Below are 24,184 nucleotides of genomic sequence, written 5' to 3' on the forward strand. Positions count from 1 at the left end.
CAGTGCGCCCCGGCGCAGGCGCGGCGGTGGGTTCGGGTAAGGTGTAGGGGACAGGCGCGTGTGGCCTGTGTCCCCCCCCTTTCAATGCTACGGAGCCACCGCCGGTGGAAAAACTTGTCTCGACCCTCAACAGCGTCATCTGGAGCCCGGCGCTGGTCTATCTGTGCCTGGGTGCCGGCCTGTATTTCTCGGTGCGCACCCGCTTCATGCAGGTGCGCGGTTTTGCCGAGATGATCCGGTTGATGTTCAGGGGCCAGTCCTCGGCCTCGGGCGTGTCCTCGTTCCAGGCGCTGGCCATGTCGCTGTCTGGGCGCGTGGGCACCGGTAATATCGCCGGGGTGGCCACGGCGATCGCCTTCGGCGGCCCCGGCGCGGTGTTCTGGATGTGGGTGGTGGCCTTCCTGGGGGCCTCGACGGCGTATGTGGAATCCACCCTGGGCCAGATCTACAAGGAGCGCGACCCTTCCGGCCAGTACCGCGGCGGCCCGGCTTACTACATCGAAAAGGCGATGGGCCAGAAGTGGTACGCCTGGATCTTCGCCATCGTCATGGTGATCGCCTCGGGGCTGCTGCTGCCGGGCGTGCAGGCCAACAGCATCGCCCAGGGCATGAACACCGCCTGGGGTGTGCCGACCTGGGTGAGCGCGCTAGTCGTGGCGGTGGCGCTGGGCTTCATCATCTTCGGCGGAGTCAGGCGCATCGCGCGCTTTGCCGAGTTCGTGGTGCCGTTCATGGCGGTGGGCTACATCCTGATGGCGCTGTACGTGATGGCCACCGACGTGGGCCAGGTGCCGGTGGTGTTCAGCCTGATCGTCAAGAGCGCCTTCGGTATGCAGGCCGGCTTCGGCGCGGTGCTTGGCCTGGCGGTGCAGTGGGGGGTCAAGCGCGGCATCTATTCCAACGAGGCCGGGCAGGGCACCGGCCCGCATGCGGCGGCCGCGGCCGAGGCCTCGCACCCGGCCAAGCAGGGTTACGTGCAGGCGTTCTCGGTCTACGTGGACACCCTGCTGGTGTGCTCGGCCACCGCTTTCCTGATCCTCTCCACCGGCATGTACAACGTGGAGAACCCGGCTGGTGGCTTCCTCTACCACGGGCTGCCCGGCACGGAAGTCGGGCCGTCCTACACCCAGGCCGCGGTGGAATCGGTGCTGCCCGGGTGGGGCGCCGGTTTCGTGGCGATCGCGCTGCTGTTCTTCGCCTTCACCACCATCGTCGCCTACTACTACATGGCCGAAACCAACATCGCCTACATGAACCGCACGGTGCACCGTCCGTGGCTGATCCACGCGCTGCGTCTGGCGCAGATGGCGGCGGTGGCCTACGGCTCGGTGCGCAGTGCGCAGCTGGCCTGGGGACTGGGCGACATTGGCGTGGGTCTGCTGGCCTGGCTCAACATCATCGCGATCCTGATCCTGCAGCGGCCGGCCCTGATCGCGCTGCGCGATTACGAGCAACAGAAGAAGGCCGGGCTGGACCCGGTCTTCGACCCCGCAAAGCTGGGCATCAAGCATGCGCAGCTGTGGAACGAGAACAAGGCGCCCTGAGCAATGGCTGGACCCTGGCAGAAACTTCCCCCGCCTCGCCAAGCCGGCGTGCGTGCGCCGCGTGAACACGCTTCCGGCGAGCACGCCCCGCGCGATGCCGCAGTGGATGGCGCTGAAAGTCCGTACACGCAGGCGCCGCCGCGTCCTTCGCGTCGTGGCGAAGAAGTCCGGCTGTACGGCCTCAATGCCGTGCGCGCGCTGTTCGAATCGCGCCCCGAGGCGCTGCGCAAGCTGTACCTGAGCCAGGCCCGCGTGCCCGCGCTCAAGCCGATCCTGGCCTGGTGCGTGGCCAACCGTGTCGGTTATCGGGTGGTGGAAGAAGCCGACCTGCACAAGCTGGCCGCCAGCGCGCACCACGAAGGGGTGGTCGCCGACGTGCTGCGGCGTGCGCCGGTGTCGCTGGTCGACTGGATCAGCGCGCTTCCGGCTGGCCCGGCACTGGCGCTGTGGCTGGATGGGGTGGGCAATCCGCACAATTTCGGCGCGATCCTGCGCTCGGCCGCGCACTTCGGCGTGGCCGGCCTGCTGCTGCCGCAGGATTGGCCGCTGGCCTTGTCCGGCGCCGCCGCACGCGTGGCCGAAGGCGGTGCCGAAGCGGTGACCCTGGTCCAGGCCGGCGACAGTGCCACGGCCTTCGCACAGCTGCGCGCGGCCGGCTTCAGCCTGGCCGCCACGCTGGTGCAGGGCGGCGAAGATCTGTTCGCCACCAGGCTGCCGCAGCGCCTGGTCTACGTGCTGGGCGCCGAGGGTCAGGGCATGGACCGCGACCTGGCTGGCCAATGCGATCTGGCCCTGTCCATCCCCGGCAGCGGCCGGGTCGAGAGCCTCAACGTCGCCGCGGCCACCGCGGTGCTGTTGGCGCAGTGGGCGGGCCATCGCACCTAGTCAGATGGCACCGTCAAAAGCCGTGGCGGTTACGCCTGTTTTTTCAGCGAATCGCGGATCTCGCGCAGCAGCAGCACGTCTTCGGGCGTGGCGGCCGGCTTGGCTTCCTGCGTCTTCTTGAAGCGGTTGAGAGTGCGCACCACCATGAAGATGGCGAAGGCCACGATGATGAACTGGATGACCGTGTTGATGAAGCTGCCATAGGCCACCACGACCGCGGGCACTTCCTTGCCCGCCGCATCCACCGAGGCCTCCTTCAACGTGATCGCCAGCCTGGAGAAATCCACGTTGCCGACCAGCATGCCGATCGGCGGCATGATCAGGTCGTTGACCAGTGAGGTGACGATCTTGCCGAACGCGGTGCCGATCACCACACCGACGGCCAGGTCGATCACGTTGCCGCGCATGGCGAAGGTCTTGAACTCGCTCAACATGCCCATGGGCTTTCCTCTTGGATGGGGAAGTGGCCGCCAGCCTAGCGCAGCGGCATGTTGACGCAGGTCAATCGACGATGGTGCCGCGCACCTGGGCCACGCCATCGAGGCTGCCGACGAAGGTATCGCCTGGCTGCAACGCGGCCACGCCGGCCGGGGTGCCCATGAAGACCAGGTCGCCGGCCTTGAGCGCGTAGAGCCTGGACAGTTCGTGCAGGATGTCCGGCACGTCCCAGATCATGTCGGTCAGCGGCGCGTGCTGGCGCACGCTGCCATTGACGGTCAGGGTCACGGTCAACGACATCAGGTCGGCCACCTGCGCGGCGGGCACCAGTTCGCTGATCGGCGCCGAGTGGTCAAAACCCTTGGCCGTGTCCCAGGGCTGGCCGGCCTTTCTGGCCGCGTTCTGCAGGTCGCGACGGGTCAGGTCCAGGCCGATGGCGTAGCCGTAGATCAGCGCGGCGGCGTCCTCCGGTGCCAGCACGCCGGGCGGGGCGTCGGCGCCCAGCGCAACCACCAGTTCCAGTTCGTGATGCAGGTCATTGGTGCCCGGCGGGTAGGGCACATCGGCATTGCCGGTGACGATCGCATCGGCCGGCTTGGCAAACAGGGTCGGCTCGCCGCGCTCGGCCTTCGAGGTCGCCACCTCCGAGCCCATCTCACGTGCGTGGTCGGCGTAATTGCGGCCCACGCAATAGATGCGGTGTACCGGAAAGGTGCCGCCACCACGGACGGGCACGCGCGCCTGCTGTGGCGCTGGAATCACATCGGACATCGGGGACATTCCTGGCTGACAAGGGAATGTCAGAGTGTAATGGTCACCCACCCAATTCAGTGCGAGAGCGGCAGCGCCTGCTTGTGCACGACCCGGTACTCACCTTCCACCACGTGCTGTTGCGCGGCGGGGCGCTGGCGCGGCCGCAGCAGGCGATAGGCCAGGCCGGCGGCAAGCATCGTGGCACCGACAAACACGCCGAAGAACACCAGCACGCACAGCACGGCCAGACCCAGCAGGCCCACGGCAATGCGCAGCAGCCGATGGCGGGGTTTGCGCGGGGCGAACACGGCGCGCAAGCGATGGCTGTCGAAGGAGAAGGTGCGGATCATCGGGCTGGTGACAGAATGTGTAGGAACCGTGACGCAGTATGGTCGCCTCTTTCGGCAGTGTGTGAAACCTTTGTTAATCCCATGGATGTGATTGCCCTGGAGGCGCTGCCCGATGGCGTCCCGGCCGAGGCCGAGGCGATGATCGAGGGCAGCGCGCAATCGCTGCTGCTGGTGCGCCAGGGCCAGCAGGTGCGCGGCTGGCTCAACGTCTGCCCGCATGCGGGGCGGCGACTGGACTGGGCGCCGGGCAAGTTCCTGCTGACCAGGACCGGTGCGCTGGTCTGCGCCGCGCATGGCGCCACCTTCGAATTACAGGATGGACAGTGCCTGTCCGGGCCATGCCGCGGGCAGTGCCTGCAGGCGGTGGCGCTGCAGGTGCGCGATGGCCAGGTGGTATTGGGGTAGAAGCGCACCGGCAGCGACCGGGCGTTCCCGGTAGGGCGGGTCTCGACCCGCCGTCACGCTCTTGCCGGATAGCGGCGGGTCGAGACCCGCCCTACGGTTCCTGGCGCCGCGCTTATTCCTCGATGGTGTGGCCGGCCGCGCGCAACGCATCCAGGCCTGCGCCCAGCTGTGTCTGCTTGACCATCACGTAGTCGGTGTCGAAGGTCGATACCGCGAAGATGCCCACCTTTGCCTCGGCCAGCGGCTGCAGCACCTGTGCCAGGATGCCGGTCAGCTCGAAGGCGAACGGTCCACGCAGCATCAGGCTGCGCCAGCCACGTTCGCACTGCACCTCCTCCGGCACGCGGCCTTCGTCGCAGACGATGGACAGTTCCTCATCGGTCCAGCTGACATGCGAGAGCGCGCCATGCACGAACCAGTGCGGCAACGCCGATCCGGCAGGCAGGCGGCAGATCGCGAACTGGCCTTCGAGCAATTTGAGTGTCAGTGCCATGGGCGCTCCTTGCCGAGCTCGATCAGACCCGGCTGCTCCACCAGAACATCAGGTTGACCATGGCCACCACCACGAAGGTGTAGATCAGCGACAACGGGCCGCCGATGCGCCACATCTGCCGTGCGCTGTAGTTGGCCGGGCCGGTGATCATCGACACCACCGGGTTGGAGGCGGTCATCAGGTTATTGGACGCCGACAGCGCGGTGACCAGTGCGAACGCGGTCGGGTTGCCGCCTGCGGCCAGCGCCAGGCTGATCGCCATGGGCACCATCACGATGGTCGCGCCGACGTGGCTGATCACCAGCGAGAAGGCCGTGGTCAGCAGGGCAACGGCAAGTTCCAGCACCCACACCGGCAGGCCTTCGGGCAGGCGTTCGACGGTGTGGCCGGCGACCCACGCCGCCGCGCCGCTGCTGTCCATCGCCCAGCCCAGCGGGATCAGCCCGGCCATCAGGAACACGGTTTTCCAGTTGATCGAGGCGTAGGCCTCGTCCATGCGCAGCACGCCGGTCAGCAGCATGCCGGCCACCCCGGTCATCAGGGTCAACGCCACCGGCAGGCGCGAGGTCAGCGCGATGATGATGGTCAGGGCGAAGATTGCCATGGCGATCTTGAACTTGTGCGGGCGCTGCTCGCCCTTGGGGTAGTCGGTGACCACCACGAAATCGCCATTCTTGGCCGTGGCGGCAAGATCCTGCCAGGTGCTGTGCAGCACCAGCATGTCACCGGCGCGCAGCGGCACCTTGCGCACGTCCTCACGCATCACTTTCTTGTCGCGGTTGATCGCCAGCAGGCTGATGCCGGACTTCTTGCGCAACGAAAGCGCCGCTGCGCTCTTGCCGATGAAGCTGGAGGTCGGCGGGATCACCGCTTCGGAAATGCCGGCACGGCTGGGATTGAACAGGTCGCCGAAGTGGCGCAGGCGCGAGGACAGGCGCAGGAACTGGTTCTGGGCGAAGTCGGCGATGTCCTGGCGCTTGCCCATCACTCCGATCACGCTGCCCACCCAGATGCGCATGTCCGCCGGCGGCGCCAGGCGGGTGTCGTTGCCGGTCTGCAGCGCCAGCATCAGCGGCGCGCCGTGCAGGGCCTCGGCTTCGCCCAGGGTCATGCCGACCAATGGGCTGTCGGCACTGACGGTCAGTTCGAACACTTCGCCCTCGATCCCGTAGGTATTGGCGAAATAGCTTTCGGTGCGCGCCGGGATGGCGCTGCTGGTGCCGGCAGTGCCGACGGCTTCTTCCTTCAGCTTGCGATCGCCGTAGAAGCGGAAATACGCCAGCGAGGCCAGCAGCAGCGCCACGCCGATCGGCAGCGGCGCAAACATGCGCAGCGGTTCCAGCGTGGCCATGCCCGAGGGCAGGTTGTTGTTGGCCGACACCAGCAGGTCGTTGAGCAGGATCAGCGGTGAGTTGCCGACCATGGTCAGCGCCCCGCCCATCACGATCGCCGCGCAGACCGGCAGCAGCAGACGCTGCAGGTTGAGCGTGGTGCGCGAGGCCAGGCGCGCGGTCACCGGCAGGTACAGGGCCATCACCGAGGGGTTCTGCATGAACGAGGAGTTGAGCCCGGCGATCGCCGAGGTCAGCAGCAGCAGGCGTTGCTCGACCCCGTGGCCGCGCCGCAGCAGCCACGAGGCCAGCCGGTTGAGCGCGCCGGTGCGTTCCAGGCCCGCGCCCAGGATGGTGGTGGCGATGATGCTGATCACCGCGTTGCCGGAAAAGCCGCCGAAGATCTCCTCCGGCGCCACCAGCCCGGTCAGGCCCAGCACCACCAGCACCACCACCGCGACCACGTCGGCGCGGATGCGTTCGAACAGGAACATCACCATCACGAAACCGACCAGCCCCAGCACCAGGCGCATGTCGTTGGTCAGGGCCAGGGCGGTGTCCATTACCTGCGATGCACTCGGCGTGGTTGCTCAGCAACGGTCATACAGCAGGTCCCACACGCCGTGGCCGAGTTTCTGGCCGCGGGTTTCGAAGTGGGTCTGCGGGCGCCAGTCCGGGCGCGGCACCGTGCCGCGCGCGCCGGCCCGGTTGCGCAGGCCCGGCGTGGCGTCCAGCACGTCCCACATCTGCTCGGCGTAGTCCTGCCAGTCGGTGGCCGCGTGCAGGCGGCCGTCCGGCGCCAGGCGCGAGGCCAGCAGCCGGGCAAACGCCGGCTGGATCAGGCGACGCTTGTTGTGGCGCTTCTTGTGCCAGGGGTCGGGGAAGTAGATGCGCACTTCGTCCAGCGCCCCTTCGGCCACTTCGTTGTGCAGCACTTCCACCGCATCGTGGTGGTAGAGGCGTACGTGGTCGGCGCCGTCCTGGTCCAGCGCGTTGAGCAGGCGGCCCACCCCGGGCGCATGGACCTCGATCCCGATGTAGTCGCGCGACCGGTCCTGGCGGGCGGCAAAGCGCAGCGCCTGCCCATTGCCGAAGCCGATTTCAAGCACCCGTCTGGCCTTGCGGCCAAAGACCGCGTCGAAATCGCGCTGCCGGCCCTGGTAGTCCAGGCCGAAGCGCGGCCACTGGGTCTCCAGCGCACGCTGCTGGGCTTCGCTGAAACGTCCCTGGCGCAGCACGAAGCTGCGGATCTGGCGACGGCCTTCGGTGGCGGTGAACGGCTTGGGCGGGGCCTTGGCGCCGGGGCTGGAAAACGGATCGGTCATCGACCGTTGATTCCAGCAGGGCCTGCCAGCAACGCGGCGGAGTGGGGGTGTTGTGGCATGGCACGGATTATCGCCCAACTTGGCGGCACCGGCGCGTCGTCGGCGCGCGCCCTGGCGATCTCATGAAGGCAGCAGGCGGGCGAGGGATCGGGCCTGGTTGCACGCCGTGCGCCTGGTCTCAACGCCGGTCACTGCGGGGATCATCCGGCCGGCGTCCCGGCGGTGGCCCGTTCGCGGCCAGCGGAAGCGTTCGCGCCAGCCTGTGCCGCGTGCCGCGTTGCAGGGTGAGTTGTCCAGGGGCGCAATGAACCCACGGCGTCCCAATGCGCTGCCGCACGGTCGGCGCCGTGCCCTACACCCTCCGCGACACGATGGAGCTGCACATGCACGCATCCCCTTGCCTGTCCAGGCTGGCGGCGGCGGTCGTCCTCGCCCTGGCGGGCGTTACCGCGCAGGTGCACGCCGAGCTGGTTTATTCGCAGACCGCGTTCTTCGGCGACAGCCTCACCGGCTCCGGCCATTTCCGCCCGGCCCTGGCGTTGCGTGCGGGGCAGGCCAGCGCATAGACTGCCGCCTGTCCGACGCGGGTGTAGCTCAATGGTAGAGCTGTAGCTTCCCAAGCTACTGACGAGGGTTCGATTCCCTTCACCCGCTCCAGTTCAGGTTCCATGGAGTTCCAAGGAGTTCCATAAACCACTATCAGCAAAGGCTTTTTCGCCGGATGAGCGTCCAGTGAAGGCCACCGGAATCCACCGACAGATGGACTGATTTAGTCCATCCAGTAGTCCATCAAGGCGGTTGGGTTCGAGTCCGGATTGTTGGTAGGGACGAGCGGGCCATGGGATGACGATCTGACTCCTGACTCAGTTCAGGAGCAGACATGGCACTTTCTGATGTCGCCGTTCGGCAGGCCAAGGCCACCGGGACGGACTACACCCTCCCCGACTTCGACGGCCTGTCGCTGGCCGTCTCGGCCGCGGGCACGAAGACCTGGCACTTCCGCTATACCTGGCTCGGCCGGCAGAAGCGGATGTCCTTGGGGGTGTATCCCGAGATCAGCCTGCGCGAGGCACGCACCCGCCGCGACGAGGCGCGGGCGCTCGTCGCCAAGGACATCAACCCGCAGCGCCAGCGGACGAGGGACCGACAACTGGCGACCCAGGCCGAGCAGAACACCTTCCAGGCGGTCTACGAAAAGTGGCTGAAGTTCCGGGAACAGGGTCGCCTCAAGAGGGGACGGCAAACCACGCTCGCCACGCTTCCGCGCATCTTCGGCAACGACGTGCTCCCCACGCTGGGCAAGCGCTCGATCCACGTCATCACTCGCGCCGACCTGCTGGAAATCGTCGGTCGGATCGAGAAACGCGGTGCGCCCTCGGTGGCCGAGAAGGTGCGTACCTGGCTCAACCAGCTATTCCGCTACGCGCTGGTGGTCGTGCCCGGCCTGGAACGCAACCCGGCTTCCGACCTGGATGTGGTCGCCATGCCGCAGCCGCCCGTGCGCCACAACCCGTTCCTGCGCATGTCGGAGCTACCCGAGTTCCTGCAACTGCTGCGCAAGTACCCCGGCCGGCTGCAGACCCAGCTCGGCGTCCGCATGTTGTTTCTGACGGGCGTGCGCACGGGCGAGCTGCGGCTTGCGACGCCGGATCAGTTCCACCTCGATGACGGCCTGTGGATCATTCCGCCAGATGTGGTGAAGCAGCTCGAACTGAAGATGCAGAAGGAAAACCTGCGGACGGAGGACATCCCGCCGTACATCGTGCCGCTGTCCCTGCAGGCGGTTGAAATCGTCCGGCACATGCTGGAGCGGTTCAAGCAGGGACAGAAGCACGTGTTCCCGGGGGCCAAGAGCCTGAAGCAGCGCATCAGCGAAAACACGCTCAATACGGCAGTGAAGCGGCTGGGCTACGACGGCCGGCTGACGGGCCACGGTATCCGCGCCACCCTTTCGACCACGCTCAACGAGTTGGGCTATCCCGACAAGTGGATCGACGCGCAGCTCTCGCACGTCGACCCGAACCCGGTCCGCCGCACCTACAACCATGCCGAGTACGTCGAGCAGCGTCGGTGCATGATGCAGGACTGGGCCGATCGGCTGGACCTGTTGGAGCAGGGCCAGTTGGAAGCGGCCAGCAATCCTCTGGCCCTCCACTTGGAAGGACTGCCGATGGCTGGTGACGGATCGAACACGCAAGGATCGCCTGCGAGCACAACGGTGCAGACCTTGGTGCTGTCCAAGCCGCACGACGCGCCGCCGCAGGGAGCCATCCAAATGCAACGGCTGTCTGCGGTGCGCGCTCCCAAGACGGAACCGACCATCTCGAACGTCCAGCGCGAGCGGATGATCCTGCTCGACATCCTGGAGTCGCCCCACAACCTGTCCGTCGCCGACTACGCCAAGCTCGCCGGCAAGTCGCGGCGCTGGATCACCTACGAAGTCACGGCGGGCAACTTGCTGTCGATCAGCCTGGGCAACCGGGGGCAGCGTGTGCCGGACTGGCAGCTCGACCCGCTCAAGCGTCGCCTGGTCCAGACCATCCTCAAGCAGACGGCTCGCGGCGTGGACCCCTGGGAGATCTACCACGCACTAACGCAGCCCTACGACGAATTCGGCGGCCAGTCGCCGATCGAGGCGGTGACGCTGGAGACGTTGGAAATGGCCGTACAGGTAGTGCGTCGCGCACTGCTCATCCAGCAGATCGACGGCCCCCTCCCTCGTCGGGAGGGTGGCACTACGCGATCGTCTGCGCTCGCTTGACGAAACGCTCGATGGCGGGCGAGTCGTTCCGCTCGGATCGGAACATGTGCGTTCCGATCCAGTAGGAGCCGTCCGCCAACGGTCGCATCACAACACCCCAGCTCCGGGACTGTTCGATGCGTGAACGGGGGGCGATGCCCACCCCGTAGCCGGCCGACACCATCACGGTCATCAATTCATACGACGTGACCCCGTAAAGAACGGGCCACTCTTGACCGAACAGCACTTCGCAGGCCAGGGGGCAATACTGAAACAAGGGATAGGATAGGAGTGCCCCAAGGGGGATCGCGGCATAGCGGAGCAAGGGGGAGCGATCGGGCACCGCGACCGCCAACTCTTCACGCCAAAGCGGCGCGTCGTCGGCGGGTGTCGTCGTCGCCACCAACCCGATGTCGTAGCGGCCGTTCTTCACGCCCTCAATGAGGTCCGGCGACGACGTGACTTCCTCCATCGAGACAGGCGTCTCGGGCTCTTTCGCGCGATGTAGCGCGAGCAGTGCCGCTAACCGGGACGAGGGGACGCCGGACGATATGCCGAGCATGAGCACCGAGGATGGGGGTGAGCCGCGCATGGCTGTCCTCAGTTATGGCCGGGGAAACAAGGCTCGCAGTCCTTAAGATCGCCATAGCGTTGAAGATCAGCGCCGCTGACCTGATGGTGGCTACGGAAAGCAATCTGCGCGCGGCTTCGAAGCTGAGAACGTAGCGCCGTACCAGTGTCCTCCTCAGTAGTTCAGCTGGACAGGCAGCCGGGCGATGAGCCGTTCCAATGCAGCTGTAGGCTCGTCGCTGTCCAGCCTGAGTAGGTAGGTCGTCAGCATCGCCGAATCCATCGCTAACGGCCGCATCACAACGTCGGGATGGCGGGAAAGTCCGATTCTGGGCGCGGTGGTGAAGCCAACGCCGTAGCCGGCCCCGACCAAGGTGAGCATCATTTCCAGAGAAGTCACCCGCTCGACGACGTTGGGCTCTCGCTTCAGTGGTCGGAGCAATTGGGTCAACGCCCTGCAGTAGCCTTCGCAAATGTGCTGGTTGCATAGGATAAGCGGGTAACTGACCAACTCATCGAGCGGAACTTCCTTGTGGACCAAGAGGGGATGGCGCGCGGGAACGGCAACCACGAGCGGGTCGCGCCAGATCGGTTCGGCGACGATGCCGTCTCCGACTTCCGCCGTGTGTGCGAATCCGATCTTGAAGTCACCGGATCGCAGTCCGCGCAGTTGCTCCACCAGTGGCACTTCGGAGAGCCGTATCTCGATTTCTGGCTCCTCCTCGCGACAACGCGCCAGGAACGCCGACAGTCGCGGGTCCACAGCACCATCGGAGACCGCAATACGCAGACTACCTCGAAAGCCTGCCGAAACAGCCTTGGCGTTCTCGCATGCCTGCTCCAGCATCGTGAATACCCTGCGGACGTCCTGCAGGAACACGGCCCCCGCCTGGGTTAGTTGGGTTCCTCGCCGGTCACGGGTGAACAGCAGGACGCCGAGCTCGTCTTCCAGTTCTTTGATGATGCGAGAAAGCGGTGACTGTTCGATGTGCAGACGGTCGGCCGCGCGCGTGAAATGCAGTTCTTCAGCCAGGACTATGAAGCAGCGCAGATGTCGAAGCTCCATAGATCACTCTCCTTGTGATTCATGTGCTTCGACGCCAACGAAGATGGGACTGCAACCCATGGGGCCTGCTCCCCTTAGGTCAATGAGCCAACGCCAATGGCCGGGCTAGAAATCCAGTTGGCTTGATCTTCGATGGCACTCTTGGCAATGCGAAGCGAGGACCTTCCCGAGATGCTTTCGAACGCGCGGATCTTCATAGATCGGGGAAGCCCAATCTTTAGGGTCGGCATCGGGTCACCCATGTGGATTGAGGGTGCCGAGGATGGACACAGCGGCAATGATCAGAACAGCGAGTGTTGCCTCGATGGTTACGGTGAGGCGAAGTGTCTGCAGCGAGCGCGAACCACCGCCAGCGAGAACTTCACCTTCCAATCTGGGTACCACGCGCCAGCGATGAAGTGCGGCCAGTCCCAACATGGCGGCGAACAACGCCAGCTTGACCAGCAGCAGCTTGCCATGAACGCTGTGGAACAAGGGCACCACGGACCAACCCGTGAGGTCGCCGTAGTGCAGGACGCCGGTGACCACAAGGATGCCGACGAAGACGGTGCCGGGACCTGAGAAGTCCTGCAGCGTCTGGTGGAGCACTTGCAGGGGGGCGCTCCTGGCGGATGCGCTGCGACGCGAGAGGATAATCAGGAAGGCCGCGATGGCGCCGATCCAGCCGCCAGCCGCAAGCAGGTGGGCGATGCCCGCGGCCAGTCGCAGCACGCCGGACGCGCCTTCTCCCGCAGCCGCGTGACCGTTCCACGCCAGTGTGAGTAGCGCACATCCGGCAAGCGCGGCCACCAGAGGCGAGAAGAAGGAGCGCTCTTCGCGACGCGACTGCCAACCAAGAAAGGCTATCAGCACGACCAGCACTGCGGTCCGTGCCAGTGCGGCTCGGCCAGCGGCGGTCTCGAACAGGTACCAGCCAAGCGATGCGCGGTCGAGTTCGGTGACCGGCATCCCCATGATCTCCGTCGTCTTGAAGACGACGTCGATACCGGTCAGCGCCACACCGAACACGGCGCTGACCAGAAGTGCCCCGGAGAGCGCGGACCTAGTCAGGGGCAACCACGGGTCTCCGCCAGGCACCGATCGGCGCAGGCCATACCACGAGAACAGCGGAAGGCCGAACAGCAGCATGAGGTCCAGGTACTGGACGAACCGCAAGGCATAGGCGGGCACGCTCGACAAGTCGGCGGTGCCTCAGCCGACGGTAAAGCTGAAGTCCCCCGTCATCGGGTGATTATCCGGCCCGACGGCGCGGTACTGTACGCGATAAGTACCGGCTTCCAGCGGATGATGCAGCTTGGCGCGCAACGTCTTGCCGATGACCTCGATCTCCAGATGCTCGATCGGCATGGTCGAGTTGCCGTGGATCATTGCCAGCTCCAGGCGTGAAGCACGCGGCACGAGCGTCTCGTTGAACATGAGGTCGATCTGCTGAGGAGACGCCACGACCGCATTGGCCGCCGGCGTGGACTGAACCAATGTGGCGTGCGCATAGGCGAACGAGGCCGACAGGAGGCTGACCGCGAGGCCGATGCCGAGTGTAAAAGAGCGAATGGCGCGAGTGCTGATGTTGCTCATAGTTGTTCTCCGTTATGGGTTACCTAGAATCAATACGCGAAAACTTCTCGTCGCATCGACTGTGGAGGCTTAGCGGATACCGGCCGAGCATGGTGCCCGACGGCACCGACGCCGAATTGCCGCTGTACTGGCTCGCAGAGCCGAGCCGCTTATGCCGTGCCTCCGCGGGCTGCTTACTGCGATCCGGGGTACGACTGGTACACGCTGGTGCTTCCATCGGCCTGTACCAGCAGCACGTCGTAGGCCATCACGCGGTTGCCGTAGACCGGTCCGTCCATACCCGGCGATCCCAAAGGCATGCCGGGCACGGCCAGGCCAACCGCCTTCGGCTTCTCCCTGAGCAGACGCTGGATGTCGGCTGCCGGCACATGACCCTCGATCACGTAGCCATTGATCTTGGCCGTATGACAGGAGCCCAGCTTTGCTGGGATGCCGAGGCGCGCGCGTGCGCCGGTGTTTCCTGTGTTGAAGACGCGCACAGTGATGCCCGCTTCCTTCAGGTGATCCACCCACACCTTGCAGCAGCCGCAGTTGGGATCTTTCCAGACGTCGGCGACCAGCTCGGAGGCTGCCGCCATACCTGTGACAGCCATGGCCAGCAGAACCACGACTGCTGACAAGTGACGGTGCTTTGTGCTTGAACTTTTCATGTTCGACGACTTTGCTACGGATCTCGGATTCGGTGACCACATGCTTTGGATATGCGGAATCATCGCCATGGTCCTGCTCGGAGCATGCAGAGCCGCCACTGTCAGACAGGTGACCCGTTCATTACATTCCCGTCATGAAAATGACGCCGTTTTTTGGGTCGGTCTGAGCGTGTGCAGATGAGCGTCGCTGGCGCCGTGAAGTGGGCTCGATCTGGTGGTCACCTCCCGTTATCAGGGGGCGGGTATAGACTCGCTCCGAGTTCTCACGGAGATCGTGATGTCCACTTCGCACGGAAAGCACGAGAACGCCCAGCCGCAACATCAGGGCCACTATGGCCGTTTGCTGTTGATGATGGCGCTCTCCTTCTTGGCCATGTACGCCTTGATGTATTCCATGGTCGATCAGTGGGCCAATGTCTACAACAACATCAATCAGTTCTACATGGCAGGCCTGATGGCCTCTCCCATGCTGCTCATTGAGTTGTGGCTCATGTCCGGAATGTACCCGGATCGTCGGCGAAACCTGATCCTTGCCGGCGCGGCGGTGGTATTCATGCTGTTCTGTTGGTGGGGCATTCGCAGCCAGGCTGCCGTCACAGACCGGCAGTTCATACGCTCCATGATTCCGCATCACGCGGGAGCGATCCTGATGTGTGAGGAGAACCGCCTCAAGGATCCCGAACTGGCCAAGCTATGCCAGGACATCATTGCCTCCCAAACGCAGGAGATCGCTCAGATGAAGCAGTTGCTCTCAGAGCGTTCCCGTTAACGCTGCTTCGCCTTCATCTTCGCCTTGGCGCCAGCCATGCTCCTTCCAAGGTTGGCGTCTATGGAGCAAAAATACCCCGCTCCCGTCGATCGGTGGAGCGGGGTATTTGACGTCTAACCGTCTGGCTGTTATTTCGCTGCCGCCTCAGCTTCATGGAGCTTTGCAAGCGCCTCGTACTCTGCGGCGGTCTCTTCCTGGAGCTTGGTCAGCCGGTCACAGTGCCGTGCCATCGACTGCCCCGTGGCAGCTCCAGACTTGAACTTCTGGTGGTCGTGCCGATAGGTGTTGCGCATCGCCTTGTGCTTCTCGGCTTCAGCCAGCGCGTCGCCGGCCAGCGTGCGGTAGTACGCGGCGATGGCCAGATGATTCTCCGGCTTGTCCGCCATATCGTTGAGCAGCTTCACGATCGGTTCTTCGGTGGGCTGCTGCGCGTAGACCGGAACGGCTATTGCGAACATCGCACACAACAAAATGACCCACGACGCTTTGATGGATTTCATGACAATCTCCTGGTGGCTGAGGGGAGGAACGCCAGATATCAGCCTAGGAAGGGCCTGCTTTCAGCTGAATGACCCAGTCATTACATTTGCGTAATCACCTTGTCACTTCTTGAACGCGAACAGAGTGGCATCCGAAGTGGCACTTTCTTCCGGTAGGACCTTCCTCCAGTGCCGGCGTCGTATTACGAGGAGATTGCGGCATCGTAATGTCGGGGTCATGCCATCGACAGCTTGCCGCACGTACGGTGGACGAACGAACCGACCACGCACGCGGGTCGGTTTCTTCGTGAGCGCGTTGCGCTCATCGGTTCCCGAGGGGAACCGCCGCCTACTTATCGGAGGTTGTCATGAAGCAGCACTATCGTCGGCCGTCACTTGTCATGGTCTGCATCCTGGGTGTCGCGCTCGCTGGCGCGGCACTGGCTGATGATGACATGCACAAGAAGGATGCCATGCCGGGCGCCATGGGGCAGCAGCCCGCCAGCACCCCGGCGGCACCTCACGCTCCAGCGGCGCACCCTACCGATCCGAAGTCCCCTGCTTCTCAGAATGCGCCCGCAACGCCCGATGCCATGGCCACGCACATGGAGGAGATGGCAGCCATGATGCGCGAACGGGGGCAAGCCATGGAGGCCATGGGCCGACAGATGCAGGAAGGCAGCATGCAGATGCATCAGCAGGCCATGGCGATGAAGGCTGGCGATGCCTCCGCGCATAAGGACATGGACATGCCCGCCACGATGCAGCACATGCAGCAGATGAAGGAGGACATGGAGCACTGCGAGATGCAGATGCAGAAGGTCGACGCCACCATGCAGAAGATGGATTCGAGCATGGGCGGGGGCATGGCCAAGAAGAAGATGGGCCATATGTAGCGGAGGCCGCCGCGGTGCTGACGGAAGGCTTCGTGGGGTGGAAGCGAGTCGCCGCCCTGGCCACGCTGGCGATGCTGCTGGCTCATGAAGCGGCCGGCGCTCAGTCGGCTGCTGATCCACACGCAGCCCATCCGCCAGACAAGACCGGCGGCACGACGGCTGCGCAGCCGGACGCTGCCGGCACGTCATCGGCCCGGGACAGCGGCTCGATGGCTGGTATGCCGATGGGCACCACGCCGCCGGCTGGCGCGCCGATGGGCGATGACGATCACGCCGCGCATCATCCGGACAAGGCCGGAAGCATGGCGGTACCGCAGCCGGCGCCAGCCGATGGCATGCCGGCGCAAAGCAGCAGCCCGATGAACGGCATGCCGATGAGCGCCACACCGCCGGCTGACGCATCGGCGGGCGATGACGATCACGCCGCGCATCACCCGGACGCGACTGCCAGCATGCCGGCTTCGAGTGGTGCATCGATGGCCGGTTCCATGGGCGGCATGATGGACGACATGATGCGCGGCTGCCGCGGAGACGAGTGCGGTCGGGATCGGCGCCTCAACAAGCTGCTGTATCCGCAGCTGATGGCGCTGCCGGATCTACCGCCGGAGCGGCGCGCGAGCGTTGAGCAGCTCGCCCACCACCGGATGCACGAAGGGATCCAGCTATTGGCGTCCCTGTCGTCGGAGGCGTCGCACGCGGTCCAGCGCAACGACTACGGCGGCCTGCAGGAAGCATCCGACCGCATGCGCGTGGCCTGGGGCGAATTCGACAGCGGCTTGTCGGCCTACCGCGCACTGGCCGAAGGACAGGCGCCGCGGGGGATCGCGCTGGCGTGGTTCCGGCGCGAGATGAACCTGACCGATCCCCTGACCACGGCCCCGGCGCACGGCGTCTTCGGCCTGTCGGGCTTCCACTACTTCACGATGGCGTTGCTGCTGGCCTTTGCGCTGCTGGCCGCCTGGATGTACGTGGCGCGAACCCGACGCACGAATGCGGTCCTCGCCACGTTGCGCACCGGGGCACCGGTGCCTCCGGCCCCCGCCGCTGCGCCTCGTTCCGGTGTGGCGCCGGCCCCCGCGGCGCCCGTGTCTCCGGGCGTGCCGGCCGAGGGCGAGCCGCAGGCACGCGCACCCGTGTCCACCATGGGCGGCTGGGTGGGCAAGCTGCGGGTCGCACGCGTCTTCCAGGAGACGCCCAAGGTCAAGACGTTTCGGCTGGCGCCAGTGGAGGGCGTGGGTGCGCTGCCGTTCGAGTTCGAGCCCGGCCAGTTCCTCACGCTTTCGGTGCATTCAGGCGGGAACCAGGTCAAGCGCTCGTATTCGATCGCTTCATCGCCATGCTGCCACGGCTGGTGCGACCTGACGGTCAAGCACGAAAGCGGCGGCATCGTCTCGGGTTACCTCCACGAGCAGGTGAAGGAAGGCGATCTCCTCGATGCGTCCGGCCCCTACGGCCGCTTCACCTTCCGCGGCGTCGAGTCCGACAGTGTCGTGTTCCTGGGCGGCGGCGTCGGCATCACGCCGCTGATGAGTTCCATCCGCTACCTGACCGACCAGAGCTGGAACGGCCGGATCGACCTGGTCTACGCCTGCAAGGACCTGGAAAGCGTGATCTTCCGCGACGAGCTGAACCAACTCGCCCGCCGGCATCCGAACCTGCATGTGTCCATCGTGCTGAGCGACGAGTCATCGGCGGCATGGACCGGCCCGCGTGGGTTCATCACCGCCGAACTGCTGGGGCAGATTCCGCAGATCCGTTCGCGCCGCATCCACTTGTGCGGTCCGCCGGTGATGATGGACGCGGTCCGCAACGAACTGGGCAAGCTGGGCATCGACCTGGCGTCGGTTCATTCCGAGCTGTTCCTGAGCCCCTCCAGGACAGTGCCTCCCGGCCCGGAGGTGTCGGCGGGCGACACGGCGACGGCCGTCACCTGCAGCTTCGAGCGGTCCGGAAAAAAGGCGCCGCTGGCGGCCGGCCAGACCGTTCTCGAGGCCGCCGAAGAGGTCGGCGTTCCGATCGAATATGCCTGCCGGCAGGGTTACTGCGGCCTCTGCAAGATCAAGCTGCTGTCGGGCGAGGTCACCATGGACGTGGACGACAGCCTGACGCCACTCGATCGTTCCTCGGGCGTGATCCTGGCCTGCCAGGCGAAAGCGTCGGCCGATATCTCGGTGGATGCGTAGATGCGCAACCAGGATCGCATCATCGCGACGATCATCTTCTCGATGCTAGTGGTCCTGTGGCTGGGTTTCCTGGTGCACCGCTCTTCCTTCTTCGCCGGAAGCCTCCTGGGTGGCGTGTTCGGCGTCGTAGGCGCGGCGTTCATGCTCGTCCCGCTCACCTACACCGTAATCAAGCGCAGCGCTACGCTGCGCCGCGCATTCACCAGGAAGCATGGCTTCGGCGCATTGCTGCAGGCGCACGTCTATTTCGGCTTGGTAGGCGCGCTGTTGGCCATCCTCCATAGCGGGCACAAGTTCCAGAGTGCGCTCGGCGTCGCGCTGACGGCATCGATGCTGCTGAGCGTGCTCACTGGGTTCATCGGCCAGCATTACCTGCGCTACGTCGCGGAGAACATCCGCGAGAAGAAGGCGCAGATCGACGGGCTGTGGCGCCTTCTGGATGGGCAGTACTGGGCCTACGCGCAAGGACCAACAGCGGGCGTTGCCGGTACGCCCAAGGCCAGCGCCGAACTGCTGCCACTGGCATCCGCCGCCGCCGATCTGCAGTACTCGATCCAGTTCCAGGAGCGGGTGCGCAGGCTGTTCAACGCCTGGCTGTCGGCACACATCGCGTTCTCGATCATCTTCTATCTTCTGCTGGCGTTGCATATCTGGGCTGGCATCTACTTCGGGTTGCGCTGGTTCAGATGAGTCGAAAGGGAAAGATCCTCGCCGCGCTGCTCGCGGTCCTGGCGCCGGTGTCGGCAGTCGCACTGTGGACATACCTTCCGCAAATGCAGCGCGCCGCGACGTGGCAGAACATGGCCTCTCCGGGCCCCCTGTCCAGCGCACATGCGTTTCTCAAAGAGGACTGTGCGGCGTGCCACACGCCGGTGAAGGGCGTGGAGGACGCGACTTGCGTGGCCTGCCATGCAAACGAGACCGTCCTGGTCCAGCGACAACCGACGGCATTCCATGCCGACATCGCCGGCTCGAACAACTGCGTGGCCTGCCACAAGGAACACGACGCCGGCCGCAGCCTGCGTGGTATGGACCATGCGGCTTTGACCGACATCATCGTGCGATGGCTCGATCGGGCCCCGGAGGGTCATGAGGGGGCGGTGCTGCTCGCGCACCTCAAGGCACACCGGCCCGAGGCGCTGCCGGGCAACCTCTCGCTTGCCAACGGCATGACTTACAAGGAGACGCTGCTGGACTGTGCGAGCTGCCACAAGACCACCGACCCGCACGTCCAGGTCTTCGGAAACGACTGCGCGACATGCCACGGCACGACCACATGGTCGATTGCCGAGTACCGGCATCCACCGCCGAGTTCCACCGAGTGCGGCCAGTGCCACCTCGCGCCGCTCAGCCACTACAAGGAGCACTTCGGAATGATGTCCAAGCCGATAGCGGGTGTCAGGAATGCGGAACCTGAGCAGTGCTATCTCTGCCACCAGACCACTTCATGGAACGACATCCGGGGTGTAGGGATCTACGATCACCATTGACCGGATATGCCGATGAGCGCTGATTTGCCACATGCGGCGATCGGGATCGCGGTCGCGGGATTCGAGTTGTTCGGCGTCGGGGTCATCACCCTGGGCAGCGTGTTGGCTTGCGGCCGATTCGCCTTCATCCACAAGGGGGTCGAACTGACGGCGCGATATCACTCCCTGCGGCAGGAGCTCGGCGGCGCGATCGTACTGGGCCTGGAATTTCTCGTGGCCGCCGACATCATCCGAACCGTTACGATCGATCCCTCGCTGCAGGGCGTCGCGATCCTTGCGCTGATCGTGCTGATCCGAACCTTTTTGAGCGTCGCACTTCAAATCGAGATCGAGAGAGGATGGTCGTGGCGGCGCAATCGACCCTCCCCGCCCGACCACCCGAGTACCTGCAACTGAGTGGTCGGGCCGGTCAGTTCAAGAACGGCTTCGTCCGACGACCGCACTGGCCGAGAACCTGGTCGCTTGACCCTGACGATCAACGAGGCCTGAACGAGGCCGCCAGGCGGTGCTTCACGGAGCGATCCAAACCGCCTGGTAGCCGGACTTGGTCAGTGTGGCCTCGACGATCTCACGGGGCTGGTCGGAGACGACCTGCACCCGTCGGGCAGGAACATCGGCGTGAACCCGCGCAGCCGGGTCGACGGACTGGATGGCGCGCGTGACGCCTCGGACGCAGCCGCCGCAAGTCATGTTCTGGATGTGGAACGTCTGCATGGGACAACTCCTGTTGGTTTGCGTACGGCTATCATGGACCTTGCCATCGTTGGAAGGTCAAGGGTTCACAGGCCGGCCGCGCAAGCGTTGACCTTCCCACCGTGGTAAGCCACAGACTCGGCCATCGACCGCATCGTACCGGCGAGATGAACATGGATTCCCCTTCACAAGACGCCTCCCTCCGACTGGAGGCGGTGCGCCTACCCATCGCGGGAATGCGCGGCACTTCCTGCGCCGGCCGGATCGAGCAGGCACTGAGGGCCGTCCCCGGCGTTCACGGTGCGAGCGTCGATCCCGCATCCGGATGGGCCGACGTGCAGACCGTGGCACCGGCCGACCACCGGACACTGGCCCGGGCCATCGAGAGGGCGGGCTATGCGGTTCCGATCATCAAGACCGAACTCGCCATCGAGGGCATGACCTGCGCGTCCTGCGTCGGACGTGTGGAGCGCGCACTGCGTACCGTCCCCGGCGTGACGGCGGCACGCGTCAACCTGGCGACAGAGCGCGCAGTCGTGGAAGGGGGTGTGGACGCCAGGTTGCTGATCCAGGCCATCGACGACGCGGGATACGCGGCGCGGCCGATCGACCGGGCGTCCTCGCGCGAGGCCGATGACGCGGTCCGCAAGGACGCCGAGCAGGCGGCCCTGAAACGCGCCGTGGCCGTGTCCATCGCGCTGACCTTGCCGGTGGTTGTGCTGGAGATGGGTGCGCACCTCGTTCCCGGCGTGCATCACCTGATCAACCGCACCCTCGGCATGCAGTGGAACTGGGTCATCCAGTTCGCGCTGACGACACTGGTGATCCTCGGGCCGGGCCGGCGCTTCTACCAGCATGGCTTTCCCGCGCTGTTCCGCCTGGCGCCGGACATGAACTCGCTGGTCGCGGTCGGTACCCTGGCGGCTTACGCCTACTCGCTGGTTGCGACCTTCATGCCTGCGCTGTTGCCCGCGGAAGCGGTCAACGTCTACTACGAGGCGGCGGCCGTCATCGTCACTTTGATTCTCATCGGCCGCTTTCTGGAAGCGCGGGCCAGGGGGCGCGCCTCCCAGGCGATCCAGCGGCTGATTGGGTTGCAGGCGCGGACCGCGCGTGTGCGCCGTGACGAGGAGACGGCCGAGATCGCCTTCGGCAACGTCGTGCCGGGGGATATTGTCGAAGTGCGACCGGGCGAACGTGTTCCGGTCGACGGCGAGGTGATCGATGGCGACAGCTACGTCGATGAGTCCATGATCACCGGCGAGCCGGTGCCGGTGGCAAAGACCGCCGGCAGCGCGGTGGTCGGCGGTACGGTCAACCAGAACGGCGCGCTGGCTTTCCGTGCAACCGCGGTAGGCGAGGCCACGGTACTCTCCCGGATCATCCGCATGGTGGAGGAAGCGCAGGGCTCCAAGCTGCCGATCCAGGCACTGGTCGACAAGGTGACGTTGTGGTTCGTCCCGGTCGTGATCGGTGTGGCGCTGCTGACGTTCCTCGTCTGGCTCGCCTTCGGCCCGGCACCGGCGCTGACGTTCGCGCTGGTCAATGCCGTCGCCGTGCTGATCATCGCTTGTCCCTGCGCCATGGGGCTGGCCACGCCCACGTCGATCATGGTCGGCACCGGGCGCGGCGCCGAAATGGGCGTGTTGTTCCGCAAGGGCGAAGCCTTGCAGTGGCTCAAGGATGCGAAGGTCATCGCACTGGACAAGACCGGCACGCTGACCGAAGGCCGGCCGGTGCTCACCGATCTGGAACTGGCCGAAGGCTTCGATCGCGCGCAGGTACTGGCGCGGATCGCGGCCGTCGAGGCGAAGTCGGAACACCCCGTCGGCCATGCCATCGTAGAAGCCGCCCAAGCCCAAGGCCTGACCTTGCCGGCGGTCGCTGGCTTCAGGTCCGAGACCGGGTTCGGCGTCGAGGCGATGGTGGACGGAGTGAGTATCCAGATCGGCGCCGACCGTTACATGCACCGGCTGGGCCTGGATGTGGCCACCTTTTCCGGTATCGCGGAGCGGCTGGGCGACGAGGGCAAGTCGCCGCTCTACGCCGCGATCGACGGAAAGCTCGCGGCCGTCATCGCCGTTGCCGATCCGATCAAGGACACCACGCCCGAGGCCATCGCCGCGCTGCACGCGCTGGGCCTCAAGGTCGCCATGATCACCGGCGACAATCGGCGCACAGCCGAGGCCATCGCCCGCCGTCTCGGCATCGACGAGGTGGTCGCCGAGGTGCTTCCGAAAGGCAAGATCGAGACGGTGCGCCGTCTCAGGGCCGTTCACGGCCATCTGGTGTTCGTGGGTGACGGCATCAATGATGCGCCGGCCCTGGCCGAGGCCGACGTGGGCATCGCCATCGGCACGGGCACCGACATCGCGATCGAGGCGGCCGACGTGGTGCTGATGTCGGGCAGCCTCAAGGGCGTGCCCAACGCCATCGCCCTGTCGAAGGGGACGATCCGCAACATCCGGCAGAATCTGTTCTGGGCGTTCGGCTACAACGCCGCCCTGATCCCGGTCGCCGCTGGCGTGCTCTATCCGGCCTACGGCGTCCTGCTCTCGCCAGTGTTGGCGGCAGGCGCCATGGCGTTGTCGAGCGTCTTCGTCCTCGGCAACGCCCTCAGGCTGCGGCGGTTCCATCCGCCCGTGGCGTCCGCGGTGACTGGCCGGCCCGATGTTTCGGGAGAGGCCGTCGCGTCCGCCGGCCACGGTGCGACCGGGTCGGTCGAAAGGAGGATGACGTGAACATCGGTCAAGCAGCGAACGCTTCAGGGGTATCGGCCAAGATGATCCGCTACTACGAGGCGACCGGTTTGATCCCGGCGGCCAGCCGCACGGACGCAGGCTACCGGAACTACACAGAGAACGACGTGCACGTACTGCGCTTCGTGCGGCGGGCGCGGGATCTGGGGTTTTCCGTCGCCGAGATCGATGGCCTGCTGCAGCTCTGGCGGAACCGCCGCCGGCGCAGTGCGGACGTCAAGCGCATCGCCCTGGGCCATATCGAAGATCTGCGGCAACGGATCGCGGACATGCAGGAGATGGCTGGCACGCTCCAGCAACTGGTGATGGGCTGCTCGGGAGACGATCGGCCCGATTGCCCGATCCTGGCCGATCTGGAACAGCCATCGGCAGCGGCGGCGGGAGAACCCAAACGCCGACGTGGCGCGGTCGATGAGCCTGGGGTCCGGAAGCGCAAGACCCCGCGCAGGTAGAACGGACCCGCGATAGGTCTTGCGACCCGCTGGCCGAGCGGGAATGACATTGCAATGACGGGAATGTAATGGACGGGTCATCCCGGCGAAAGTGACCTCCTCCTAAGCTGGCCGTGATGACGCGAGTTTCATGGCCATGTGCTCGATCCCGACCGTTGCATGATTCCTGAGTCCCTTATCCATTGGGAATTCCGGCCACTGCCGCGGCGCTCGTCTTGCGCACGCTGAACGGCATCCGTCCCCACGATGGCGTCTCCGGCGTCGCGGGTTCCCATCGCCTGGATCGTGGCGATGAACCGGGCGCCCTTGCGGCCAGCCCCTACCGATCATAGGAGATC

General features: G+C 65.4%; 26 protein-coding genes and 1 tRNA gene. 14 read left to right on the forward strand and 13 right to left on the reverse strand.

The features are described 5' to 3' along the window. Positions 1-104: 104 nt before the first annotated feature. Together DSC_RS02530 and DSC_RS02535 are read left to right on the forward strand one after the other, a co-directional pair. On the forward strand, positions 105-1,544 hold the full coding sequence (locus tag DSC_RS02530; protein ID WP_014159551.1) for an alanine/glycine:cation symporter family protein: 1,440 nt from the start codon (positions 105-107) through the stop codon (positions 1,542-1,544). A 3-nt stretch (positions 1,545-1,547) separates the two neighbouring features. After that, positions 1,548-2,429: a TrmH family RNA methyltransferase gene (locus DSC_RS02535; RefSeq protein ID WP_083833434.1), complete on the forward strand. Its 882-nt coding sequence runs from the start codon at positions 1,548-1,550 to the stop codon at positions 2,427-2,429. A 29-nt stretch (positions 2,430-2,458) separates the two neighbouring features. Here the strand turns inward: DSC_RS02535 and mscL are convergent, their stop codons facing one another. From mscL to DSC_RS02550, 3 genes are all read right to left on the reverse strand, one after another. Continuing rightward, positions 2,459-2,869, reverse strand: a complete 411-nt coding sequence (gene mscL, locus DSC_RS02540) for a large-conductance mechanosensitive channel protein MscL (RefSeq protein ID WP_014159553.1) — start codon at positions 2,867-2,869, stop codon at positions 2,459-2,461. Between the two features lie 61 nt (positions 2,870-2,930). Further along, positions 2,931-3,638, reverse strand: a complete 708-nt coding sequence (locus DSC_RS02545) for a fumarylacetoacetate hydrolase family protein (RefSeq protein ID WP_014159554.1) — start codon at positions 3,636-3,638, stop codon at positions 2,931-2,933. 56 nt (positions 3,639-3,694) lie between these two features. Then, complete coding sequence (locus DSC_RS02550; RefSeq protein WP_014159555.1) at positions 3,695-3,970, reverse strand: hypothetical protein; 276 nt, start codon at positions 3,968-3,970, stop codon at positions 3,695-3,697. An 81-nt stretch (positions 3,971-4,051) separates the two neighbouring features. Between DSC_RS02550 and DSC_RS02555 the strand changes: the two genes are divergently transcribed. Further along, the gene (locus tag DSC_RS02555) at positions 4,052-4,375 is read left to right on the forward strand and encodes a Rieske (2Fe-2S) protein (protein WP_014159556.1); all 324 of its coding nucleotides are present in this window, start codon (positions 4,052-4,054) and stop codon (positions 4,373-4,375) included. Between the two features lie 112 nt (positions 4,376-4,487). Here the strand turns inward: DSC_RS02555 and DSC_RS02560 are convergent, their stop codons facing one another. From DSC_RS02560 to trmB, 3 genes are read right to left on the reverse strand one after another with little or no spacing between them, the layout of a single operon-like run. Then, complete coding sequence (locus DSC_RS02560; protein WP_014159557.1) at positions 4,488-4,868, reverse strand: ACT domain-containing protein; 381 nt, start codon at positions 4,866-4,868, stop codon at positions 4,488-4,490. A gap of 22 nt (positions 4,869-4,890) precedes the next feature. Then, positions 4,891-6,762, reverse strand: coding sequence for an SLC13 family permease (locus DSC_RS02565; RefSeq protein WP_014159558.1), 1,872 nt, complete (start codon positions 6,760-6,762; stop codon positions 4,891-4,893). Positions 6,763-6,789: 27 nt separating this feature from the next. Further along, a complete protein-coding gene (gene trmB / locus DSC_RS02570) occupies positions 6,790-7,524 on the reverse strand; it encodes a tRNA (guanosine(46)-N7)-methyltransferase TrmB (protein WP_014159559.1) in 735 nt (244 codons plus the stop codon). A gap of 383 nt (positions 7,525-7,907) precedes the next feature. Here trmB and DSC_RS02575 point away from each other — a divergent pair, with 383 nt between their 5' ends. The 3 genes from DSC_RS02575 to DSC_RS02585 all read left to right on the forward strand — a co-directional run bounded on the left by DSC_RS02575 (position 7,908) and on the right by DSC_RS02585 (position 10,285). After that, positions 7,908-8,090 (forward strand): hypothetical protein, encoded by a 183-nt coding sequence (locus DSC_RS02575; RefSeq protein ID WP_148268080.1) that lies wholly within the window; start codon positions 7,908-7,910, stop codon positions 8,088-8,090. Positions 8,091-8,107: 17 nt separating this feature from the next. Further along, positions 8,108-8,181: transfer RNA gene (locus DSC_RS02580), tRNA-Gly, on the forward strand. A gap of 223 nt (positions 8,182-8,404) precedes the next feature. Beyond that, positions 8,405-10,285 carry a tyrosine-type recombinase/integrase gene (locus DSC_RS02585; RefSeq protein WP_014159561.1) on the forward strand — a complete coding sequence of 627 codons (1,881 nt, stop codon included), beginning with the start codon at positions 8,405-8,407 and terminating at the stop codon, positions 10,283-10,285. On the opposite strand, the gene DSC_RS02590 is transcribed toward DSC_RS02585, so the two are convergent. The 5 genes from DSC_RS02590 to DSC_RS02610 all read right to left on the reverse strand — a co-directional run bounded on the left by DSC_RS02590 (position 10,260) and on the right by DSC_RS02610 (position 14,095). Beyond that, on the reverse strand, positions 10,260-10,856 hold the full coding sequence (locus DSC_RS02590) for a LysR substrate-binding domain-containing protein (RefSeq protein WP_043290345.1): 597 nt from the start codon (positions 10,854-10,856) through the stop codon (positions 10,260-10,262). The genes DSC_RS02585 and DSC_RS02590 overlap by 26 nt on opposite strands. Positions 10,857-11,009: 153 nt before the next feature. Continuing rightward, positions 11,010-11,900: a LysR family transcriptional regulator gene (locus DSC_RS02595; RefSeq protein WP_014159564.1), complete on the reverse strand. Its 891-nt coding sequence runs from the start codon at positions 11,898-11,900 to the stop codon at positions 11,010-11,012. A gap of 234 nt (positions 11,901-12,134) precedes the next feature. Continuing rightward, the gene (gene copD / locus DSC_RS02600) at positions 12,135-13,070 is read right to left on the reverse strand and encodes a copper homeostasis membrane protein CopD (RefSeq protein ID WP_238527686.1); all 936 of its coding nucleotides are present in this window, start codon (positions 13,068-13,070) and stop codon (positions 12,135-12,137) included. A gap of 21 nt (positions 13,071-13,091) precedes the next feature. Beyond that, the gene (gene copC, locus DSC_RS02605; RefSeq protein ID WP_014159566.1) at positions 13,092-13,475 is read right to left on the reverse strand and encodes a copper homeostasis periplasmic binding protein CopC; all 384 of its coding nucleotides are present in this window, start codon (positions 13,473-13,475) and stop codon (positions 13,092-13,094) included. A 173-nt stretch (positions 13,476-13,648) separates the two neighbouring features. Then, positions 13,649-14,095, reverse strand: a complete 447-nt coding sequence (locus tag DSC_RS02610) for a DUF411 domain-containing protein (protein WP_425476600.1) — start codon at positions 14,093-14,095, stop codon at positions 13,649-13,651. Positions 14,096-14,402: 307 nt separating this feature from the next. Between DSC_RS02610 and DSC_RS02615 the strand changes: the two genes are divergently transcribed. Continuing rightward, on the forward strand, positions 14,403-14,894 hold the full coding sequence (locus tag DSC_RS02615; RefSeq protein WP_014159568.1) for a DUF305 domain-containing protein: 492 nt from the start codon (positions 14,403-14,405) through the stop codon (positions 14,892-14,894). 128 nt (positions 14,895-15,022) lie between these two features. Here DSC_RS02615 and DSC_RS02620 read toward each other — a convergent pair whose 3' ends face one another. Then, complete coding sequence (locus DSC_RS02620; RefSeq protein WP_014159569.1) at positions 15,023-15,394, reverse strand: hypothetical protein; 372 nt, start codon at positions 15,392-15,394, stop codon at positions 15,023-15,025. A 347-nt stretch (positions 15,395-15,741) separates the two neighbouring features. Here DSC_RS02620 and DSC_RS02625 point away from each other — a divergent pair, with 347 nt between their 5' ends. From DSC_RS02625 to DSC_RS02645, 5 genes are read left to right on the forward strand one after another with little or no spacing between them, the layout of a single operon-like run. Then, the gene (locus DSC_RS02625; RefSeq protein ID WP_043290347.1) at positions 15,742-16,269 is read left to right on the forward strand and encodes a hypothetical protein; all 528 of its coding nucleotides are present in this window, start codon (positions 15,742-15,744) and stop codon (positions 16,267-16,269) included. A 14-nt stretch (positions 16,270-16,283) separates the two neighbouring features. Then, positions 16,284-18,452: a 2Fe-2S iron-sulfur cluster-binding protein gene (locus tag DSC_RS02630; protein ID WP_043290348.1), complete on the forward strand. Its 2,169-nt coding sequence runs from the start codon at positions 16,284-16,286 to the stop codon at positions 18,450-18,452. Next, the gene (locus DSC_RS02635; protein ID WP_003292130.1) at positions 18,453-19,142 is read left to right on the forward strand and encodes a hypothetical protein; all 690 of its coding nucleotides are present in this window, start codon (positions 18,453-18,455) and stop codon (positions 19,140-19,142) included. Continuing rightward, complete coding sequence (locus tag DSC_RS02640) at positions 19,139-19,942, forward strand: multiheme c-type cytochrome (RefSeq protein WP_014159572.1); 804 nt, start codon at positions 19,139-19,141, stop codon at positions 19,940-19,942. Before DSC_RS02635 ends, DSC_RS02640 begins: the two co-directional genes overlap by 4 nt. Positions 19,943-19,954: 12 nt before the next feature. Then, positions 19,955-20,338 (forward strand): DUF1622 domain-containing protein, encoded by a 384-nt coding sequence (locus DSC_RS02645; protein ID WP_043290894.1) that lies wholly within the window; start codon positions 19,955-19,957, stop codon positions 20,336-20,338. A 114-nt stretch (positions 20,339-20,452) separates the two neighbouring features. Here DSC_RS02645 and DSC_RS02650 read toward each other — a convergent pair whose 3' ends face one another. Then, positions 20,453-20,656, reverse strand: a complete 204-nt coding sequence (locus DSC_RS02650; RefSeq protein WP_014159574.1) for a heavy-metal-associated domain-containing protein — start codon at positions 20,654-20,656, stop codon at positions 20,453-20,455. A gap of 152 nt (positions 20,657-20,808) precedes the next feature. Here DSC_RS02650 and DSC_RS02655 point away from each other — a divergent pair, with 152 nt between their 5' ends. Together DSC_RS02655 and cueR are read left to right on the forward strand one after the other, a co-directional pair. Then, positions 20,809-23,376 (forward strand): heavy metal translocating P-type ATPase, encoded by a 2,568-nt coding sequence (locus DSC_RS02655; RefSeq protein ID WP_043290895.1) that lies wholly within the window; start codon positions 20,809-20,811, stop codon positions 23,374-23,376. Further along, positions 23,373-23,846 carry a Cu(I)-responsive transcriptional regulator gene (gene cueR / locus DSC_RS02660; protein ID WP_043290349.1) on the forward strand — a complete coding sequence of 158 codons (474 nt, stop codon included), beginning with the start codon at positions 23,373-23,375 and terminating at the stop codon, positions 23,844-23,846. The genes DSC_RS02655 and cueR overlap by 4 nt, the downstream gene beginning before the upstream one ends. The last annotated feature ends 338 nt before the right edge of the window (positions 23,847-24,184 follow it).

Source organism: Pseudoxanthomonas spadix BD-a59 (genome assembly GCF_000233915.3).
In the GTDB taxonomy this organism is placed as follows: domain Bacteria; phylum Pseudomonadota; class Gammaproteobacteria; order Xanthomonadales; family Xanthomonadaceae; genus Pseudoxanthomonas_A; species Pseudoxanthomonas_A spadix.

Bases quoted from the DNA above. Each gene is read 5' to 3' on its own strand.
- DSC_RS02645 (WP_043290894.1), top strand. From the start codon at position 19,955: ATGAGCGCTGATTTGCCACATGCGGCGATCGGGATCGCGGTCGCGGGA.
- DSC_RS02545 (WP_014159554.1), bottom strand. From the start codon at position 3,638: ATGTCCGATGTGATTCCAGCGCCACAGCAGGCGCGCGTGCCCGTCCGT.
- DSC_RS02635 (WP_003292130.1), top strand. From the start codon at position 18,453: ATGCGCAACCAGGATCGCATCATCGCGACGATCATCTTCTCGATGCTA.
- DSC_RS02625 (WP_043290347.1), top strand. From the start codon at position 15,742: ATGAAGCAGCACTATCGTCGGCCGTCACTTGTCATGGTCTGCATCCTG.
- DSC_RS02655 (WP_043290895.1), top strand. From the start codon at position 20,809: ATGGATTCCCCTTCACAAGACGCCTCCCTCCGACTGGAGGCGGTGCGC.
- DSC_RS02560 (WP_014159557.1), bottom strand. From the start codon at position 4,868: ATGGCACTGACACTCAAATTGCTCGAAGGCCAGTTCGCGATCTGCCGC.
- DSC_RS02615 (WP_014159568.1), top strand. From the start codon at position 14,403: ATGTCCACTTCGCACGGAAAGCACGAGAACGCCCAGCCGCAACATCAG.
- DSC_RS02575 (WP_148268080.1), top strand. From the start codon at position 7,908: ATGCACGCATCCCCTTGCCTGTCCAGGCTGGCGGCGGCGGTCGTCCTC.
- DSC_RS02590 (WP_043290345.1), bottom strand. From the start codon at position 10,856: ATGCGCGGCTCACCCCCATCCTCGGTGCTCATGCTCGGCATATCGTCC.
- mscL (WP_014159553.1), bottom strand. From the start codon at position 2,869: ATGGGCATGTTGAGCGAGTTCAAGACCTTCGCCATGCGCGGCAACGTG.
- DSC_RS02650 (WP_014159574.1), bottom strand. From the start codon at position 20,656: ATGCAGACGTTCCACATCCAGAACATGACTTGCGGCGGCTGCGTCCGA.
- DSC_RS02620 (WP_014159569.1), bottom strand. From the start codon at position 15,394: ATGAAATCCATCAAAGCGTCGTGGGTCATTTTGTTGTGTGCGATGTTC.
- DSC_RS02555 (WP_014159556.1), top strand. From the start codon at position 4,052: ATGGATGTGATTGCCCTGGAGGCGCTGCCCGATGGCGTCCCGGCCGAG.
- copC (WP_014159566.1), bottom strand. From the start codon at position 13,475: ATGAGCAACATCAGCACTCGCGCCATTCGCTCTTTTACACTCGGCATC.
- trmB (WP_014159559.1), bottom strand. From the start codon at position 7,524: ATGACCGATCCGTTTTCCAGCCCCGGCGCCAAGGCCCCGCCCAAGCCG.
- DSC_RS02640 (WP_014159572.1), top strand. From the start codon at position 19,139: ATGAGTCGAAAGGGAAAGATCCTCGCCGCGCTGCTCGCGGTCCTGGCG.
- DSC_RS02550 (WP_014159555.1), bottom strand. From the start codon at position 3,970: ATGATCCGCACCTTCTCCTTCGACAGCCATCGCTTGCGCGCCGTGTTC.
- DSC_RS02595 (WP_014159564.1), bottom strand. From the start codon at position 11,900: ATGGAGCTTCGACATCTGCGCTGCTTCATAGTCCTGGCTGAAGAACTG.
- DSC_RS02585 (WP_014159561.1), top strand. From the start codon at position 8,405: ATGGCACTTTCTGATGTCGCCGTTCGGCAGGCCAAGGCCACCGGGACG.
- DSC_RS02565 (WP_014159558.1), bottom strand. From the start codon at position 6,762: ATGGACACCGCCCTGGCCCTGACCAACGACATGCGCCTGGTGCTGGGG.
- DSC_RS02535 (WP_083833434.1), top strand. From the start codon at position 1,548: ATGGCTGGACCCTGGCAGAAACTTCCCCCGCCTCGCCAAGCCGGCGTG.